The 18,228-nt window shown below is 59.3% G+C and carries 19 protein-coding genes; 12 read left to right on the top strand and 7 right to left on the bottom strand.

Annotated features, from left to right (window positions below; translation table 11 throughout):
• Positions 1-212: 212 nt before the first annotated feature.
• The 5 genes from FHX05_RS04530 to FHX05_RS04550 all read left to right on the top strand — a co-directional run bounded on the left by FHX05_RS04530 (position 213) and on the right by FHX05_RS04550 (position 4,185).
• Positions 213-476, top strand: coding sequence for a hypothetical protein (locus FHX05_RS04530; RefSeq protein WP_112399071.1), 264 nt, complete (start codon positions 213-215; stop codon positions 474-476).
• Positions 477-937: 461 nt separating this feature from the next.
• Positions 938-1,408 carry a MarR family transcriptional regulator gene (locus FHX05_RS04535; RefSeq protein WP_181476084.1) on the top strand — a complete coding sequence of 157 codons (471 nt, stop codon included), beginning with the start codon at positions 938-940 and terminating at the stop codon, positions 1,406-1,408.
• Between the two features lie 76 nt (positions 1,409-1,484).
• A complete protein-coding gene (locus tag FHX05_RS04540) occupies positions 1,485-2,186 on the top strand; it encodes a response regulator (RefSeq protein ID WP_015340597.1) in 702 nt (233 codons plus the stop codon).
• 22 nt (positions 2,187-2,208) lie between these two features.
• On the top strand, positions 2,209-3,591 hold the full coding sequence (locus FHX05_RS04545; protein ID WP_112399072.1) for an ATP-binding protein: 1,383 nt from the start codon (positions 2,209-2,211) through the stop codon (positions 3,589-3,591).
• Positions 3,592-3,603: 12 nt separating this feature from the next.
• Positions 3,604-4,185, top strand: a complete 582-nt coding sequence (locus FHX05_RS04550) for a DUF1349 domain-containing protein (RefSeq protein WP_183870790.1) — start codon at positions 3,604-3,606, stop codon at positions 4,183-4,185.
• A gap of 32 nt (positions 4,186-4,217) precedes the next feature.
• Here the strand turns inward: FHX05_RS04550 and FHX05_RS04555 are convergent, their stop codons facing one another.
• The 4 genes from FHX05_RS04555 to FHX05_RS04570 all read right to left on the bottom strand — a co-directional run bounded on the left by FHX05_RS04555 (position 4,218) and on the right by FHX05_RS04570 (position 6,572).
• Positions 4,218-4,559, bottom strand: a complete 342-nt coding sequence (locus FHX05_RS04555) for a tRNA-binding protein (RefSeq protein WP_183709489.1) — start codon at positions 4,557-4,559, stop codon at positions 4,218-4,220.
• Between the two features lie 20 nt (positions 4,560-4,579).
• Complete coding sequence (proC, locus tag FHX05_RS04560; protein WP_183870791.1) at positions 4,580-5,419, bottom strand: pyrroline-5-carboxylate reductase; 840 nt, start codon at positions 5,417-5,419, stop codon at positions 4,580-4,582.
• Position 5,420: 1 nt separating this feature from the next.
• Positions 5,421-5,921 (bottom strand): YbjN domain-containing protein, encoded by a 501-nt coding sequence (locus FHX05_RS04565; protein WP_041677603.1) that lies wholly within the window; start codon positions 5,919-5,921, stop codon positions 5,421-5,423.
• A 390-nt stretch (positions 5,922-6,311) separates the two neighbouring features.
• Positions 6,312-6,572 carry an accessory factor UbiK family protein gene (locus FHX05_RS04570; protein ID WP_015340603.1) on the bottom strand — a complete coding sequence of 87 codons (261 nt, stop codon included), beginning with the start codon at positions 6,570-6,572 and terminating at the stop codon, positions 6,312-6,314.
• A gap of 263 nt (positions 6,573-6,835) precedes the next feature.
• Here FHX05_RS04570 and lgt point away from each other — a divergent pair, with 263 nt between their 5' ends.
• The 6 genes from lgt to FHX05_RS04600 all read left to right on the top strand — a co-directional run bounded on the left by lgt (position 6,836) and on the right by FHX05_RS04600 (position 12,920).
• A complete protein-coding gene (gene lgt, locus FHX05_RS04575) occupies positions 6,836-7,723 on the top strand; it encodes a prolipoprotein diacylglyceryl transferase (RefSeq protein WP_183871185.1) in 888 nt (295 codons plus the stop codon).
• Positions 7,724-7,778: 55 nt separating this feature from the next.
• A complete protein-coding gene (locus FHX05_RS04580) occupies positions 7,779-8,876 on the top strand; it encodes a class I SAM-dependent methyltransferase (protein WP_183870792.1) in 1,098 nt (365 codons plus the stop codon).
• Between the two features lie 134 nt (positions 8,877-9,010).
• A complete protein-coding gene (gene pgeF, locus FHX05_RS04585; protein WP_183870793.1) occupies positions 9,011-9,793 on the top strand; it encodes a peptidoglycan editing factor PgeF in 783 nt (260 codons plus the stop codon).
• A 1-nt stretch (position 9,794) separates the two neighbouring features.
• On the top strand, positions 9,795-10,946 hold the full coding sequence (locus tag FHX05_RS04590) for a Xaa-Pro peptidase family protein (protein ID WP_183870794.1): 1,152 nt from the start codon (positions 9,795-9,797) through the stop codon (positions 10,944-10,946).
• A gap of 55 nt (positions 10,947-11,001) precedes the next feature.
• Positions 11,002-11,883, top strand: coding sequence for a hypothetical protein (locus FHX05_RS04595; protein ID WP_183709480.1), 882 nt, complete (start codon positions 11,002-11,004; stop codon positions 11,881-11,883).
• A gap of 104 nt (positions 11,884-11,987) precedes the next feature.
• The gene (locus FHX05_RS04600; protein ID WP_015340609.1) at positions 11,988-12,920 is read left to right on the top strand and encodes a ribose-phosphate pyrophosphokinase; all 933 of its coding nucleotides are present in this window, start codon (positions 11,988-11,990) and stop codon (positions 12,918-12,920) included.
• 14 nt (positions 12,921-12,934) lie between these two features.
• Here FHX05_RS04600 and FHX05_RS04605 read toward each other — a convergent pair whose 3' ends face one another.
• From FHX05_RS04605 to FHX05_RS04615, 3 genes are all read right to left on the bottom strand, one after another.
• Positions 12,935-14,170 (bottom strand): MFS transporter, encoded by a 1,236-nt coding sequence (locus FHX05_RS04605; RefSeq protein ID WP_183870795.1) that lies wholly within the window; start codon positions 14,168-14,170, stop codon positions 12,935-12,937.
• Between the two features lie 25 nt (positions 14,171-14,195).
• Positions 14,196-15,656: a hypothetical protein gene (locus FHX05_RS04610; RefSeq protein WP_183870796.1), complete on the bottom strand. Its 1,461-nt coding sequence runs from the start codon at positions 15,654-15,656 to the stop codon at positions 14,196-14,198.
• A gap of 110 nt (positions 15,657-15,766) precedes the next feature.
• Positions 15,767-17,209: a hypothetical protein gene (locus FHX05_RS04615; RefSeq protein ID WP_183870797.1), complete on the bottom strand. Its 1,443-nt coding sequence runs from the start codon at positions 17,207-17,209 to the stop codon at positions 15,767-15,769.
• Between the two features lie 299 nt (positions 17,210-17,508).
• Between FHX05_RS04615 and FHX05_RS04620 the strand changes: the two genes are divergently transcribed.
• Entirely contained in the window at positions 17,509-18,126 is a 618-nt protein-coding gene (locus FHX05_RS04620) for a 50S ribosomal protein L25/general stress protein Ctc (RefSeq protein ID WP_015340613.1), read from the top strand.
• Positions 18,127-18,228 lie beyond the last annotated feature (102 nt).

Raw genomic sequence — 18,228 nt, forward strand, 5'->3', positions numbered from 1 at the left:
GACATGCGGCCGGACAGCCGCATGTCCAAACCGCGGATTTCCCCTGAAATTATTGCGGAATTCTCCCGTTTGAGTTGCCCTTCTATTTGCAGCGATCCATGCATGATGTAATTCTAATATCAGTAGGGATTATCGCCGCTGCCTGGCATCGAACCTGTTTGCGGCGAGAAGGCATCCGGAAGCGTCTCCGGAATTATGGGAGAAGGGCAGTCATGGAAAGTCTAGGGCCTATCATTACGCAATTGATTGCCGGTGCGATCGGTGGCAACGCCGCGAGCGCCGTTTTGAAGCAGGACGGGATCAATCTCGTTGCGAGAACGATCGCCGGGGCCGTCGGCGGCCTTGGAGGCGGCCTGATCCTGAACCTGATCGGCAGCGAGGCCCTGACCGGCCTTATCGCGCAGGGCATATCCTCGCTGGTTGCCGGCGGCGTACTCTCCGCGATCGTCGGTGCCGTTCTCGGCCGCAAGGCGTAAATAATCGGAGCGTGCAGGCCGGGCTTGGCAATGACCCGGCTTGTGCGGATCAATGCGCAATTCTGCTTGGCCACAGCTGCCTCAGCCGTGCTTCTAGCCGGGCGGAGCGGAAAAGTATGACATCTCCAGGGTTTTCGCCGTCTTCGACGGTTGGATATGCATCAGCTTTCCAGCCCGAGGCGTCCGTCTCTCGTCTCCACTTGCCCAAGACGATCTGCCGATTCGCCATACGGCCAATCGCCGAGGCTCAACACCGGTGGCAGTGAGCGAAAATACAGGATATGTTAGAGTTTTCGTTGGGACCGCGCTTAATTTCCTCATGAAGCAGCGCCATTCGAGCAACATGGCATTGTGCGAAGCCGGGCAGCAACGTAAAAATGCGTCAACAGGCCTGACGTATTTTTGCGGAAATTTCCCGAATGCTCCATAATAGGAAAGGAAATGCCACGGTGCCACGACAGATGAGCCAGAATGCGGCAAAGACGGAGCTGCTGGCCACGCCGTTGCAGAACGCGGGAAGCATCGATTTCGAGATCATCGAGCTGCTTTTCTTCGCCTACCGCGATTTCGTTTCCGATCCGGACCAGATTCTGCTCAAGAGCGGCTTCGGCCGGGCTCATCATCGCGTCGTCCATTTCGTTAACCGCGAACCCGGCATGACGGTTGCGGACCTTCTGGAAACATTGCAGATCACAAAACAGAGTCTGGCGCGGGTTCTCAAACAATTGATCGATTCGGGTTATATTCGCCAGGTCGCAGGTCCGGAGGACCGGCGGCAGCGCAAGCTGTACCCGACGCAAGCCGGCAGAGACTTGGCGCTGGCTTTGGCCGAGCCCCAATCGCGCCGCATTGAAAGGGCATTCGAAGGCGCGTCCGAAGCGACGCGCGAAAGCGTGAAGCGTTTCCTGAGAGGAATGCAGACCGTAAAATGACAGCACTCCAGTCTGCGGGGCCGGAATGGAATGCGTCAACGAAACCGACGGGTAGGACAGGATCGAGATTGATCGAATGACGACAAAAGCAGCAATTTCGGATGATGCAGCACATCTTCTGGTAGTGGACGACGATACCCGTATCCGCGCCCTCCTCAACCGCTACCTTATGGAGAAGGGCTTCCGCGTCACGGCCGCCGCCGATGGCGCCGAAGCGCGCCGCAAGCTGGAAGGGCTCGATTTCGATCTCATCATCATGGACGTGATGATGCCCGGCGAATCCGGTATTGCGCTGACGTCGAGCCTGCGCGCCATCAAGAACATTCCGATCATCATGCTGACGGCGCTGGCCGAAGCCGATTCCCGCATAGCCGGCCTTGAGGCCGGCGCGGATGACTATCTGCCGAAACCCTTCGACCCGCGTGAGCTGGTGCTGCGCATCAACAATATCCTGCGGCGCAATGCGCCCGCCGATTCCCCGAAGATCGAACTGGTCATGTTCGGGCCGTACACCTTTTCGCTCACCCGCAAGGAGCTCAAGAAGGCCGCGGAACTCATCCGGCTTACCGATCGCGAGCAGGAAATCATGCTGCTCTTTGCCAAGCGCGCCGGCGAGACGATCCCGCGCCATGAACTCATCGGCAGTGACGCCGAAGTGGGAGAGCGGACGATCGACGTGCAGATCAACCGGCTGCGTCGCAAGATTGAAGATGACCCCGCCAACCCTATCTGGCTGCAGACGGTGCGTGGTATCGGCTATCGCCTGAGCATAGATTGAGATCGGCCCGCGGGACCAGATTATGGTGACATTCGATTCCATCAGACGCGACCAGGATCACACGCCATCCAACGGATTGCGGTGGCTTTCGCGCTGGATGCGTCGCTATATCCTGCCGACCGGCCTCTACGCCCGCTCATTGCTGATCTTCATCCTGCCGATGATCATTCTGCAGGCGGTTGTTACCGTCGTCTTCATGGAGCGCCACTGGCAGATGGTGACGCAGCGGCTGTCGATGGCCACCACGCGCGACATCGCCGCCATCATCACCATCATCCAGACCTATCCGCAGGATGCCGACTATTCCGCCATAACGCAGATGGCGCGGCAAAAGCTCGACCTCAGCATATCGATCGAACCCGGGGGCGAATTGCCGCCGCCGCGCGAAAAGCCCTTCTTTTCGATCCTCGATGGCATTTTGAGCGACGAGATAAAGGAACAGATCAATCTACCCTTCTGGATCGATACCGTCGGCAACTCCAGTCTGGTCGAAATCCGCATCAAACTGCCGGACAAGGTGCTGCGCGTCTTCGCCAAGCGCAGCCAGACCTATGCCTCGAACACCCATATCTTCATTCTATGGATGGTCGGCACCTCGCTGGTACTGATCGGCATCGCCGTTCTGTTCCTTCGCGGCCAGATCCGCCCGATCCTGGCGCTGGCTCAGGCGGCGGAAAGCTTCGGCAAGGGCCAGCGCCTGGAAAACTACTCTCCCCGCGGTGCGGACGAAATACGCCGCGCGGGCCTTGCCTTCATCCTGATGCGCGAGCGCATCGAACGGCAGATCGAGCAGCGCACGGCGATGCTTTCCGGCGTCAGTCACGACCTACGCACCGTTCTCACCCGCTTCAAGCTGCAGCTCGCCCTTGTGGGCGAAAATCCGGATCTTGTCGGCCTAAGCGAAGACGTGGAGGACATGCAAAGCATGCTCGAGGGCTACATGGCCTTCGCGCGCGGCGAAGCCGAAGAAGATGTCGGGCAATTCAAGCTCAGCGATATCCTCGAAAAGATCCGGCAGGACTTCACGCTGCATGACAAGTCCATGAGCTTCTCCATTGAAGGGGATGACGAAATCTCCGTCCGGCCGAATGCATTCAACCGTCTGGTGACGAACCTCGCCACCAACGCACGACGCTATGCCAACAGCCTCCGCGTGGAAGCCAGGCACAGCGCCAAATGGCTGACGATCATTTTCGATGATGACGGCCCCGGCATTCCCGTCGCCGCGCGAGACGACGTCTTCAAACCGTTCTTCCGGCTGGATTCAGCCCGCAATCTCGATAAATCGGGCACAGGTCTCGGCCTTGCCATCGCGCGCGACATCGCCCGCAGCCATGGCGGCAACGTCACGCTCGGCGACAGCCCGCTTGGGGGCTTGCGCGCCACCATCCGCATTCCTGCCTGAGGGAGAGAGCATATGCCGATCGATATCGAGGGCATGCACTGGTTGAACACGCCGCCTATGTGGGAAGTGAACCAGGGACGCCTGCTCGTTCAATCCGGCAACAAGACCGATTTCTGGCAGGAAACCTATTACGGCTTCCACCGCGACGACGGTCATTTTCTTGGGGTGCCCCGCCGGGGCGATTTTACCGCCGAAGTCACCTTCGTCGGGCATTATCGCGAGCTTTACGATCAGGCCGGCCTGATGGTCCGCCATGATGCCAGGCACTGGATGAAATGCGGGATAGAATATACCGACGGCGCCAGGCATTTCAGCGTCGTCGTCACCAATGGCAATTCCGATTGGTCCGCCTTCCGCCTCGATCACGAGTTCGATGCCATGTCGGCACGGGTCACCCGCAACGGCGACGCCCTCTTTATCCAGTACCGCACCGACCGCATGAGCGAATGGCGCATGGCAAGGCTCGCCTGGTTCGATCCGACGCTCGAGGAAGTGTTGGTTGGCCCGGCCTTCTGCTCGCCGCAACGCGAAGGCTTCGAAGCGGAATTCCTCGACTTTAGCCTAACCGACCCGGTATCACGGGATATTCACTGACGCCTTCCCCTCCTATTGCGAAAGGGAAAGGCTCACATCATCCTTTTGCCATTCGGCACCGGCTGGGTCACCGCGGCCAGAACGATCGCGCCGGATTCGTCTTCGAAGCCCAGGGTCAGCACTTCGGAGCGCACCGGACCGATCTGACGCGGCGGAAAATTGACGACCGCCAGCACCTGCCGGCCGACAAGGGTTTCCGGCGTATAGTGCGCGGTGATCTGCGCGGAGGAACGCTTGATGCCGATCTCCGGCCCGAAATCGATCCTGAGCTTGTAAGCGGGCTTGCGCGCTTCCGGAAAAGTCTCCGCTTCGATGATGGTCCCGACACGGATGTCCACCCGCTCGAAATCGCCGTAAGTGATCTCTTCCGCCATATCCTGCCTTTTTAGAAAACTCAGCCGGCCAATTCCTGTGCCCGCTTGCGCGCCGCTTCGAGGGCCGCATCAAACAGCGGCTGCATGCCATCCTCCGCCATCAGGACGCCCAGCGCCGCAGCTGTGGTGCCGCCGGGAGAGGTCACGTTCTGGCGCAGGCGCGAAGCGTCGTCGGGAGACTGGTGCAACAGTTCACCAGCCCCCGCGACGGTCTCCCGTGCGAGCCGCATGGCGAGGTCCGCCTGCAGGCCAAGCTTTCGGCCCGCCTCCGCCATGCATTCCACGAGATAGAAGACATAGGCCGGGCCGCTGCCGGAAACGGCGGTTACCGAATCGATATCGGCTTCGCCGGGCACCCATTCGACCGGACCGGATACCTTCAACAGGTTTTGAACCAGCTGCCGCTGGCCGTCGTTCACGCGTGCATTGGCAAAAGCGCCCGTCACACCACGCCCGACCATAGCGGGCGTGTTCGGCATGGCGCGCACCATGGCCGCTTTTCCCAGATGCGTTTCAAGCGCGGACAGCGTCTTGCCGGCCGCGATGGAGACGACGACTGTCGTCTCGCCCACAAGCGGCTTGAACGGCGGCAGGACTGCGTCCATCAGTTGCGGTTTGACGGCGATGAAGAGAACCCCCGCCGTCACGCCTTTCGGCACTTCGGTGACGTGGCTTGCGCCGGCATCCGCAATCATTTTCCGCATCGCTTCGGCAGGGTTTGGATCGACAACGATGACGGATGATCCCGGCACGCCGTTTTTCAGCCACCCCGTCAGCAATGCCCCGCCCATGTTACCGGCGCCGATCAGGACGATCGGCCCGGAGGCTGCAAATGCATTGGCGGATTGTTCGCCTGTCATGTCACGCTTCGCCTACCGTTTCAAAAAGTACGGCTTCCATGGCGCGGTTCGCGTCAAGGCCGGACCATACAACGAATTGGAAAGCCTGATAGTAAGCTTCGCAGGTGTCAAGCGCGTTGGAAAGCAGCACTTCCACCTGACGGTTGGTGGGCTCCGCCCCACCCGACAAGAGAAGCGATTGGCGGAAGATAACGATGTCTTCCTGACGCCATAGATCGAAGTGACCCATCAGCACCTGCCCATTGATGCAGGACAGGAGCTTGATCACCTCGTTGACCCGGGGATCCGGAACCTTGACGTCGAACGCGCAGGCTATGTGCAGCGCCTCGAACTCCTCCATCCAGGAGAACGAGACGTGATAGTCGGTCCATCGTCCCTCGACGGTCATGGCGAGTTCGTCCTCGCCGGACCGTTCGAACGACCAATCGTTATTGGCAGCGACGAATTCGATCATGTCGACCGGGTTCGATTGTCGTTCGGCTTCCATTTCCATAAGGCTCATGCAGCACCTTCTTGACCGGATCGGTTGCAGTTTTCCCGTGGCTCGACACTGAAAGAACGCAAACAATTTTACTCCGGAAACATCCTCGGGATGATGTTGAACGGCTGCCAGACTAACGCTTCCACCATGCCCGGGGCTTACCAAGTCCGTTTCGAATCATCATTTAAAATCAGTGTATAGCGGCATGCCCGGCATGCCAGCCCCTGAACGGTGATTTTGGAAACGGCACTGTGGAAAGCTCTTCCGACGCCTATTCAGAAGGGAGTCATAACCGACTCTGGCGATTGGCTTTTTTGCCTATGTCCACAGGTGGAAAAACAAACGCAAATTTTCAGAGGAAAAAGGCACGGCAAACGGGTGCCGTGCCGATCTGCAAACGTAAGACCGGGCTTATTTGCCCTTGGAAGCAAGCTTGGTTTCAAGCGCTTCGATTCTCGCCAGCAGCGCCTCGTTTTCGTCGCGCGCCTTGATCGCCATTTCGCGGACGGCTTCGAATTCCTCGCGCTTGACGATATCCATGCTGTTCAGCCAGCGCTCGGCATGGGCATTGAAGGCGGTCTCGATTTCACGGCGCACGCCTTGGGCAGCACCGGCGGCATCGGTCATCAGCTTGGCGAATTCATCCAAGATTCGGTTCGGTCCAGTGCTCATGGCAATCTCCTTGCAGCCGTCGGCCCTCAACGGTCAGGCATCGATATGGGCCAGATAGTGCTGAGGTAGGATTTCCAAGGGGCCGATGCAAGCAAATTGAGATAGGACTGGACAACCGGAGCCCCATCTCGGCCGGATCAACAATCGACTTGACCGTTTCGACAGCGAACGCCATGTTCCGCGCACATTTAGCTATATAGCATGATCCCCGTTCCGGAATGGCACGGTGCTTTCGGGAACATGCTGAAACGGGCCTGACGATCTTGCTGACATCCGCCAATCTCGCCGCCATCCTGCCGTTCCCGGACATCAACCCCATCGCCGTATCCCTCGGCCCGATCTCAGTGCATTGGTATGGGCTTGCCTATGTCGCAGGCATCCTGCTCGGCTGGTTCTATGCAAGGCGGCTGGTCGACAATGGCAAACTCTGGCTGAACGATACTGCACCGATGACGCGCCAGCATCTGGATGACTTTATTCTCTGGGTCGCCTTCGGCATCGTTCTCGGCGGCCGCATCGGCTACATCCTTTTCTACGATCTCGACCCGGTGCTCGCCAATCCGATCCGCGCTATCGAGGTCTGGAATGGCGGCATGTCCTTCCACGGCGGATTAATAGGCACGACTATCGCCATGATCTTGTTCGCAAGGCGCAACCAGATCCCCACCTGGAGCCTGTTCGATATCGTCGCCGCCGTCGCGCCGATCGGCCTATTCTTCGGCCGTATCGCCAATTTCATCAACGGCGAACTTTGGGGTCGGGCCAGCGACGTTCCTTGGGCGATGGTCTTCTGCAGCCCACATGTGATCGCCGCCCATAATGGCGTATGCCCTGCAGGCCCAGACCCGCGGCACCCGAGCCAACTTTATGAAGCCGGCATCGAAGGCATCATCCTCTTCCTTATTCTCTTTGTGCTTACGCGCTGGGCGCTGGCATTGAAAAAGCCGGGTACGGTCAGCGGTATTTTCGTCATCGGCTATGCCTTCTCGCGTATTTTTGTCGAATTCTTCCGTCAGCCTGACCAGCAGCTCGGCTATCTGCTCGGCACGAACTGGCTTACGATGGGCATGGTGCTGTCGCTTCCGATGGTCGCCATCGGCCTATGGGCTGTCATCCGCGCCCGGCAGGCCGCGGCAAGGCAGATGGCTTGAGGTGGAGTTCAATACGCGGGATCCTTTCAGGATCACGCATTAGCGAAAGCAAAGAATGACGACGGCGCTCGGGGAAAAAATCAAAGCCATCATCCGCACCAACGGACCATTGAGCATCACGGATTATTTTTCGTTGTGTCTCGCCGACCCCGTGCATGGTTACTACAAGACACGTGAACCCTTCGGCCAATCCGGCGACTTCGTCACCGCACCCGAGATAAGCCAGTTGTTCGGCGAAATGATCGGCGTCTTCATGGTGCATGCCTGGCAGCGGCATGGCATGCCGGCCCAGGTACGCCTTGTCGAGATCGGCCCCGGCCGCGGCACGATGATGTCCGACATGTTGCGCGTCATCGGCAAGCTGGCGCCGCCGCTTTACGATGTCATGACAGTGCATCTCGTCGAGACCAGTGAACGCCTGCAGGGCTTCCAGCGGCAAAACCTGGAAGCGTATGGCGCCAAAATTTCCTGGCATACCGATTTCGGCGAGGTGCCTGAGGGTTTCACCCTGCTCGCCGCCAACGAGCTTTTCGACGCCATTCCGATCCGCCAGTTCGTGCGCACCGCCAATGGTTTTCGCGAGCGGATGGTCGGTCTCGACATCAGCGACGAGCTGACCTTCACGACAGGCGTCGCGACTCTCGACCCCTCGCTTCTTCCCGACGGTGGCCCGCCGCCGATCGGCACGATCTTTGAGATTGCGCCCGCCCGTCAGGCCGTCATGACGACGATCTGCGACAGGCTTGCCGCCCATGGCGGCACGGCGCTTGCCATCGACTACGGTCATATGGCGACAAGCTTCGGCGATACGCTGCAGGCCGTCCGCATGCATGAATACGATTCGCCGCTGGAGCACCCCGGCGAAGCCGACCTGACCAGCCATGTCGATTTCCAGCATCTGGCCCAGACGGCGCTCGCCTCCGGCCTCCATATCAACGGCTGTTGTCATCAGGGCGATTTTCTTGTCGGGCTCGGTCTGCTGGAGCGTGCAGCCGCCCTCGGCCGCGACCAGGATGCAGCAACACAGGAGAATATCAGCGTCGCCGTAGAGCGGCTTGCCGGCGCCGGCGAAGGCAAGATGGGGGAGCTTTTCAAGGTGCTGGCAGTCTCCAGCCCTGCGATCGATCTCCTGCCCTTTCGTCCCGTCAGCTGAGACTTGACCATCATGGCTGCGGATTGACAGCGCGCGGCGGACTGGGCCAACATTCCTCAACGATCGAACTGCTTCGCCGCGACTGCGTTATCTCAAGCACGATAGGTCAATCAAGATTATCAAGGGACATCTCGTTGCCGACACCACTTGCAAGCACATTGCTGAGCGCCGCCGAGGCTGCGGGCATTCGCCACGGCTATTTCACCCGCGCCGGCGGCGTGTCGGAGGGCCTTTATCGCGGGCTGAACGTTGGGCTCGGTTCGCATGACGATCGCGAGCGCGTGCAGGAAAACCGGCGCCGTGTTGCCGGCTGGTTCGGCTTGCCGGTCGAGCGGCTCGCCACCGTGCATCAGATACATTCGCCCGATGTCGTGACCATCGGTGCGCATTACGACGGCAGCCGGCCGCAGGCCGATGCGATGGTGACGGCCACACCGGGCATCGCAATCGGCGTGCTCGCCGCCGATTGCGGCCCGATCCTTTTTGCCGATCCCGAAAACCGGGTTATCGGCGCAGCCCACGCCGGTTGGAAGGGCGCGCTGACCGGCGTGCTTGAAAACACCATCGACGCGATGGTGGCGCTCGGCGCAAGGCGTGACGCCATCATTGCCGGTCTCGGCCCATCGATCAGCCAGGCGAGCTATGAGGTCGGCCCCGAATTCGTCGAACGCTTCCTTGCTCACGATCCCGGTTATGCCAAATATTTCACCTCTTCGGAGCGCGACGGCCATGCCATGTTCGATCTGCCGTCCCTCACGGTCGATCGCCTGCGCAAGGCGGGCGTCACCGCCGAAAGCCTGAACCTCTGCACCTATCCGGACGCGGAGCGTTTCTTCTCCTACCGCCGCACGACGCATGCGAAGGAGCCGGATTACGGGCGTCAGATTTCCGCCATCGCTATCGGGGAGGCAAGTTAATATGGCCCTGCATTTCGAACGCAGCGAATTCGATGCTCGTCTGGCACGCCTGCTGGCGAGAATGCAGGAAGAAAAACTCGATGCCATGCTGCTCTTCGCACAGGAGAGCATGTATTGGCTCACCGGCTACGATACGTTCGGCTTTTGCTTTTTCCAGACACTGGTCGTCAAGGCGGATGGATCTCTGACGCTGATGACGCGCTCGGCCGATCTGCGCCAGGCGCAGCTGACTTCCGTCATCACCGACATCCGCATCTGGGTCGATCGCGTCAACGCTGATCCGACACTCGATCTCAAGGAACTATTGTCGGATCTCGATCTTCTCGGTGCCCGTATCGGCATCGAATATGACACCCATGGCATGACCGGACGCATCGCCCGGCTGCTTGACCAGCAATTGGCGAGCTTCGGCCAGATCGTCGACGCCTCCTATCTCGTCAGCCGCCTGCGTCTGACGAAGAGCCCGGCGGAAATCGTCTATGTCGAACGCGCCGCAGCATTGGCCGACGACGCCTTGGACGCTGCCCTGTCTCTGGTTAAGGCGGGCGCGGATGAGTCAGACATTCTGGAAGCCATGCAGGGTGCCGTCTTTGCCGGCGGCGGCGATTATCCCGCCAATGCATTCATTATCGGCTCTGGCGCGGAGGCCCTCCTCTGCCGCTATAAGTCCGGCCGTCGCAAGCTCGATGCGGACGACCAGCTGACGCTCGAATGGGCCGGTGTCGATGCCCATTATCACGCAGCCATGATGCGCACAGTCGTCATCGGCACTCCCAGCCATCGCCATCGCGAGCTTTACAGCGCCTGCCTTGAAACCCTGCAGGCGATCGAGACAATCCTGATGCCGGGGCACACCTTTGGCGACGTCTTCGACATGCACGCCATGATCATGGACGAGCGCGGCCTTAGCCGCCACCGGCTGAACGCCTGTGGCTACTCTCTCGGCGCCCGCTTCTCGCCTTCATGGATGGAGCACGAGATGTTCCACATGGGCAATCCGCTTGAGATCCAGGAGAACATGTCGCTCTTCGTGCATATGATCATCATGGATTCCGACAGCGGCACCGCCATGACACTCGGTCAGACCTATCTGACGACCTCGCAGGCCCCAAAAGCCCTTTCCCGCCACCCTCTCGAATTTCTTAACCGTTAGGGGCGTAAGATAGCGATCCTGGACGGTCAGACCGTCGGGAGAAAGGATCGCGTCAATGGGAGTGGTCAGGATAACGTTGATTGTCGCCGGCTTTTGCCTGGCGCTCTCCGCCTGCAACACCACGGACGCCCTGACGCCGCCCGAAGCCATCGGTGATGCCGGCTCCAGCCCGGTAACCCAACGGGATGTCGAGCGTATGGCTTCGACGCCTCAGCGCCGCCAAACCTTTCAAAGCGCGCAGGAGAGCTACGGCTATCAGCAGCAGACCTCGCAGCAGGCCTATCAGCCGCAAAACTACGGCGGCAGCGGCACGCTCGACGACCAGGCCTCGGCGCTGAGATCGAACGGCACCAATCCCTATGCGTCTCGCCCGCTCGACGGTTCCCGCACCGCCTCCATCGCTCCATCTAACAATCAATTTTCGGAAGCCGACGAGCAGCGCGAGGCCGACCGGCGCCTGTCGGACGATCCACAACCGCAGCAGCAGCAACAACAGACTGCCGACGACCCGCAGCCAGATCAACAGCAGCCGGATCAACAGGCGTCGCTGCCGCCCACAGCCGCAGCCGGCGGCAACAGCGTCCGCTTCTTGCCGATCATCGGCGCTCCAGTGGAAGCCGTCACGCCGCTGTCGCGCCAGCTTGGTGTCGACGCTCGCTCGCTCGGCCTGACGATCAAGAGCTCAAGCGATTCCAGTGCCGCCTATATCCTCAAGGGCTATCTTTCCGCCTTTGAAGATGGCCCGCAGATTTCCGTGACCTACGTCTGGGATGTATTGGACAGCAATGGCAACCGCGTCCACCGCATCCAGGGCTCGGAAAGCGCGCCTCTGAAGCGTGGCGATCCTTGGTCGGCCGTTCCTCCAACGGTTATGCAGAAAATTGCCACCAAAACCATGTCGGATTTCAATTCCTGGCGCGAATCCAACGGTGGATAGCTAAAAGCTTTTCAGAAATATGAAGCTAACGGGCCTCCCCCTCTTGCATTCGAGAGCAAGGCGGTTAAAAGCGCGGCTATCAGGTTGGTAATAGGCGGGCCACAATGAAGGTTTTCGCAGGCAATTCGAACCGGCATCTTGCCGAAGCGATCTGCAATTATCTCAACGTTCCCTTGGGAAGAGCTAGCGTCCGCCGGTTCGCCGACCAGGAGATTTTCGTAGAGATCCAGGAAAATGTACGCGGCGAGGATGTGTTCCTCGTGCAGCCGACGTCGTTTCCGACCAACGATCACCTTATGGAACTGCTGATCATGATCGATGCGATGCGCCGCTCGTCGGCGCGGCGCATAACGGCGGTCCTCCCCTATTTCGGCTATGCCCGTCAAGATCGCCGCGCCTCGGGGCGCACGCCGATCTCGGCAAAGCTCGTCGCCAATCTGATCACCGAGGCAGGTGCGGACCGCGTTCTTACGCTCGACCTGCATGCCGGCCAGATTCAGGGCTTCTTCGATATCCCGACGGATAATCTCTACGCACTGCCGATCCTGACGCGCGATATCAAGGCGAACTACGATATCGGCAATGTCATGGTCGTTTCTCCTGATGTCGGCGGCGTCGTACGTGCCCGCGCGCTCGCCAAGCGCCTCGACTGTCTGCTGGCAATCGTGGACAAGCGCCGTGATCGCCCCGGCGAATCCGAAGTCATGAACGTCATTGGTGACGTCTCCGGCAAGGATTGCCTCCTGATCGACGATATCGTCGATTCCGGCGGTACGCTCTGCAACGCTGCCGATGCCCTGCTCGCACGAGGCGCGGCAAGCGTCACCGCCTATATCACCCACGGCGTTCTCTCCGGCGGAGCCGTAACCCGCGTCGCAAACTCGCAACTGAAGGAACTGGTGATTACCGATTCCATCCAGCCGACGACCGCAGTGCTATCGGCTCCGAATATTCGCGTCATCACGACGGCTGGCCTCATCGGCGAAGCGATCAACCGCACCAGCCAGGAAGAATCGGTTTCGAGCCTCTTCGACTGAGCCTTCGGCCTGCCTCAGGTGGCCTTTGCTCCCGCAGGATGCGCCTGTTTCCATGCGAGCAGGCCAATGCCCAACAGCCCCGAGATGAAGACAGCCGCGCCCGATCCCATGATCGAAGGCCCGATGCCGAACCGCGCAAACAGCGTTGGCGACATCAGATAGGCCAGAAGCAGGCCGGTGAAGATCGCGCACATCGATAAGCGATAGACCTGCGCCAGACGATGCGGCTCGCTGCGCGTCTGCATCAGATGGAGCATGGCAAGGTTCTCGAAAGGTCCGTTGATCGCCGCAAAGCAGGCAACGATCATCAGCCCGATCCGATCATGCATCAGCGGCAACAGGAAAACGCCAGATCCGAAAATGAGCTTCGCCACGATAATCCAGACCACCGGCCGGCGCGGCTTGACGCTTCCGAGGATCAGATTGGTGGTCAGGTTGCCGACACCGTAAGCCGTCATCATCAGACTGTAGTCGGTCAGCGGGTCGGCGCTGGTTTCGCGCAAATGCAGGATCATGCCGAGCAGAATCCCCATCGCCCAGGCGACATTTCCCATCAGGTTGGCGAAGAGGCCATAGAGAATTGCCGCATGGCCACGCGCCGCGCGCCATCCGCCAAGAATGCCGTCCACGACGGCCGCCATTCCGGAGAAATTGCGGCGCCGCGACGCCGTCGGGAGTTTCGCCACTGCCAACCACACGGCAAGCGCTGAGAGTGTGAAGGCGGCGGCCGTGACCATGAAGAACTGAGATTTCGGCAGAAACCCGTTCACGAGCGCGATCAGGCTCGGACCGAGGATGCGCGCCATGCGGCGGGTTGCGTCAAACAAGCCGTTGGTCGCGTGCCGGACTTCGGCATCGACCGCAATCACCGATAGCGTCGCCTGCAACGAAGGGTCGAACGTTGACGTCAACAACGCGATGCTTCCTGCAAGCACCACCAACAACGGCAAGCTCATCAGATGCTGAAGACTTGCCAACGACAGCATCAGCAATAGAGCCGCACGCATCAGATCGGCCGTGATCATCGTCCTGCTGTGCCGCCAGCGATCCGTGACGATACCGCCGAACAGGCTGCCGAACAGCAGCGCGCCGGACTGCAATGCGGAAACATATCCCGCATTGCTGCCGATGAAATCAGCCGCAATCCAGACGACTGCGACCATGTAGAATTCGGAGCCTGTAGCCGCCAGCACCTGGCCGGCCCATAGGAGAGAGATCGAGCGCTGGCTCAGCGGCTTCAGGACAAACATGATCGCATTCTGATTTCAAATTGGCTTACTTCAGGGCCTGACCGTTGACCGACACGTGACCATCGTCTGAAAGATCGATATCCCAGCGCGAGCGCCCATCTGCATCCGTCTTGGCAAAGCCCTTGGCCATCATCAGGCCAAAGGAGAGCTGAGACAGATCCTCCTTGGTCTTTGCTGCCTCCTGGATGGCGGCGATCGTCTTGTCGAGATCGCGAGCAAGAACCGTCATCTTCATAGCGACGCGGTCCTTCTCGTTCAGCCAGCCGCGCAGGCTACCGGATGCCTCGACATCATAGAGACCCGATACGGCGCTGATCTTCGGGAAGTTGACGGTCATCGTCCCGTCCGGGAACATGGCCTTCTGCAGCTTCTCGTCCATGGCTGTGTCGCTCTCAGGATTCTTCAAATCGGCCTGCTGAAAAATATCCACGAGAGCGGAGAAATTCAGATTCGGCACTTGCACCTGGATATCGGCCGTATCGGGAATGAAGGCGACAAAGTCTTCGGGGATCAGGCCCGTTTCCAGTGCGAGCTTCTCGGCATTCAGCCCGAAGTCCGCATTCATGGCATTGGCTGGCCCGGCTACCTTGAAGAAATAGCCCATCTTCTGCAGGCTGCCATTACCGAAAGGCGTCGTGATCGCGATATCCTTGATGGCGACGGACTCGTCAAAGGAACCGACGATCGGCATGGCATCCATCAGCAAGGCCTTGATCGCCTTGCTATCGGCATCGGAAAGCGTCTTCTCATCCTTGTGTTCGGAGACGAACTGCAGCAGCGAATTCAGTGCCTTCAAGGGCAGCTTCGTCGCCCCCATGCTGAAATCAATCGCTGCAATCTTGACTTCCCCGAGCGTCGCATCGTCGGCCGAAATCTTGTCATAGAGCGATTGCAGGCTGCCGTTCATCTTGAGATCGAGCCTGCCCGGCTCGCCGCTGTCTGCCGACGACACGGTATAGGTGATGCTGTCGGCGGTCGCGTCATTCTTCTGGACGCTCTTATCTTCGTCGGTGGTCTTTGTCGCGATGGTGATGCCGTTGCCCTTCATATCCATGGAACGCAGATAATGAAGTGCCGGATCGAAAACGCCCTGAAAGGTCGATGATGCCAAGGCATAGCGAAATTCGGTATCGGGGCCGCTGCCAGGCTTCGAACGGGCCGTCACATCGAAGGCGTTGTTGCCTTCAATGTTCCAAAGGCCGCTATCAAGCGGCGTTGCCAGCATCATCAGCGGCTTGAGGCCACTGATGTCGAAACCGCTCACATTCAACTTATCGAGCAGCTTCTGCAAATCATAGGTGACTTCGTAGTGTGGGCTGACCGGCTTGACCGCGATCGCACCGCTCTTGGCGATATCATCGGGCAAGAAATAGGTCAGATTGCCGTAAAGGTCCTTGGCACCTTGCTCGCTGACGTCAGCCGCCTGCACAACGCCGGCCACGCCGACAGCGAGAACAGCCGCCGTGGCAACCGCTTTGAAACGCATAACTCACCCCCAAATATGATGGAAAAGAAACGTGGAAACCTGGAAGGCGCCGACCGGCCTTTTACATGGAACTTTATCATGGCCCTGATACATGGGCTTACCCTCAAACTTCAAGGCTTCTTCATCACCTGTCCGTTGACCGTCACCGTTCGGTCTTCATCCATGGTGACGTCCCAGCGCAGGCGGCCGTCCGGGTCGGTCTTGGCAAAACCCTTTGCAGCAATCAGGCTAAAGGAAACGCTGTTCAAGCGAGGCTGGGTCTTGGCAGCCTCTTGCATGGCAGCGACCGTCTTGTCGAAGTCGCGCGCCAGGATCGTCGCCTGCAGCGAAAAGCCGGAATGTGGCTTGGTCGAGGCCTTCAGCTCACCGGAAACTTCGACGTCGTAGACATCGGATTTTGCACTGATCTTCGGAAACTCCAGCGTTCCATAACCGCTCGGGAACATCGTGCGTTTCAGAGCCTCGCCGGAAACCGGCGTCGCCCGCGCGACAATTGAATCGAGACCAGCATCGATGAGGCCGGCGAAATTGATATTGGGCACGCCGAGCTGAACATCCACCATCGCAGGCAGGAAGGGCATAAAAGCAACCGGCACAAGACCCGCATCGGGCGTAAACTGCTCGGCCCTAAGCTCCAGATTGACATTGGACGCCTTGGTTAGGCCGTCCATCTTGAAACTGTAATCGATACGCTTGACGCCGACGTTGCCTTTCTCCGTTGCCACCAGCGCGTTGTTCACGGTCACGGTCTTGCCGAGCGAGCCGAAAACCGGCAGAGCTTGATGGACCAGCTGCTCGAACTTTTCGCTGCCACTTTGCGAAAGTTGCTTGGCCTTGACGTGTTGAACGAAGAACCGGATGAGCGCGCGCAGATCCTTCACCGGCAAGCTGGTGGCAGTAAGGTTGGTATCGACGCTGTCGGCGCTGAAAGTGATCGGCGCCGCATCCGGCCGCAGGGTCACCTGCTCATGCAAGCGCTGCAGCGTACCTTGCAATTGCAGATCGACCTTACCCGCTTCGCTGCTGTCGGGGACCGTGTGAGCGAATGAGGCGCTGTCGATGGTCGCATCGATCTTGCGCCCGCTTTTCTGACCGCCGCCGGCGCTCGAAAATTTCAGGCCGCTGCTCTTGATACCCATCGACCGCATCATTTCGATGGCAGGATCGAAAACACCGTCAAAAGAGCTGGAAGCGATGGAATAGGCAATGTCCGAGGTCGGCGAATGCAAGGCGACATCGAGACTGTTGTCGCCCGTCAGATGCCACCTTCCCTGCTCGACGGGCTGTGCGAAAAGGGAGAGCGGCTTGAAACCCGTCACCGAAAACGCGCTCGAATTGATCTTGTCGAAGAATTTCGCAAGATCATAGGTGATCTCATATTGATCGCCGGCCGGTTTTACGGTCACGAAATCGCTGCGGGCAAGGTCCTGCGAAAGCGAATGCGTCAGAACATTGCGGAGTTCCTTGGCACCTTGCTCGTTCACGTCGGCTGCGTGTGAGACACCAGCAAGACCCATGGAAAAAACCGCGGCGGCGATAACCCTGGAACGCATGCCCGATCTCTCCTTTTGATCCGGAACGATTGCATTCGACTGTTGATGGGGCTGAGGATATATGTCAAGCCGTTGATAGAGGCCCAGTCGCAGGCTTGTCGGCGGCAGTTGCAATGTCATCACAAGGCCCCGATTCCAGGGGTGCTTGCACCTTCGGCCGCTTTGTATTATACGCCACGCGTCCGCGTAGACACCCTTGGAGGCAACGCGGATGAGGCAGGGCATGCCCTCCTCCAGTTCAATCGATGCGGCGTAGGCCGACCGACTGAACTCTCCAAATAACCTCGAAAGGAATAGCTATGAGCCACGAAAGCTACGAGCTCAAGGCCGAGGCGCGCGAACGGGTTGGTAAGGGGTCCGCCCGTGAACTTCGCCGCAATGGTCTGATCCCCGCTGTCATCTATGGTGACAAGCAGGCCCCCGTTTCCATCGCCCTCAACACCAATGAGGTGACGAAGCGCATCCACGCCGGTGGTTTCCTCACGACGATCGCCACGATCGACGTCGACGGCAAGAAGATCAAGGTTCTGCCGAAGGACTACCAGCTCGATCCGGTCCGCGACTTCACGCTTCACGTCGATTTCCTGCGCGTTTCCGGCAACACGGCGGTTACCGTCGAAATCCCGGTTCACTTCGAAAACCACGAGAAGTCGCCTGGCCTCAAGGCTGGCGGCGTGCTGAACATCGTTCGCCACGAAGTCGAAGTTCATTGCCCGGCCGATGCGATCCCGGAATTCTTCACCGTTGACCTCACGGGCCTGAAGAGCGGCGACAGCATCCACATCTCCGCCATCAAGCTGCCGAAGAACGTGACCCCGGTCATCACCGACCGCGACTTCACGATTGCAACGATCGTTGCCCCGGCTGCCGGCCTTGCTGAAGACGAAGCTGAAGGCGGCGAAGAAGCCAGCGCCTGATTGGCATCTTCAAGCCCGCACATTGAGACCCGCCGCCCTCCGGGACGGCGGGTTTTTTATGCCTAGAAATAAATATTAGAGAAAGTAAAACTAAGAACGATT

Source organism: Rhizobium sp. BK491, assembly GCF_014194925.1.
Lineage (GTDB): Bacteria > Pseudomonadota > Alphaproteobacteria > Rhizobiales > Rhizobiaceae > Rhizobium.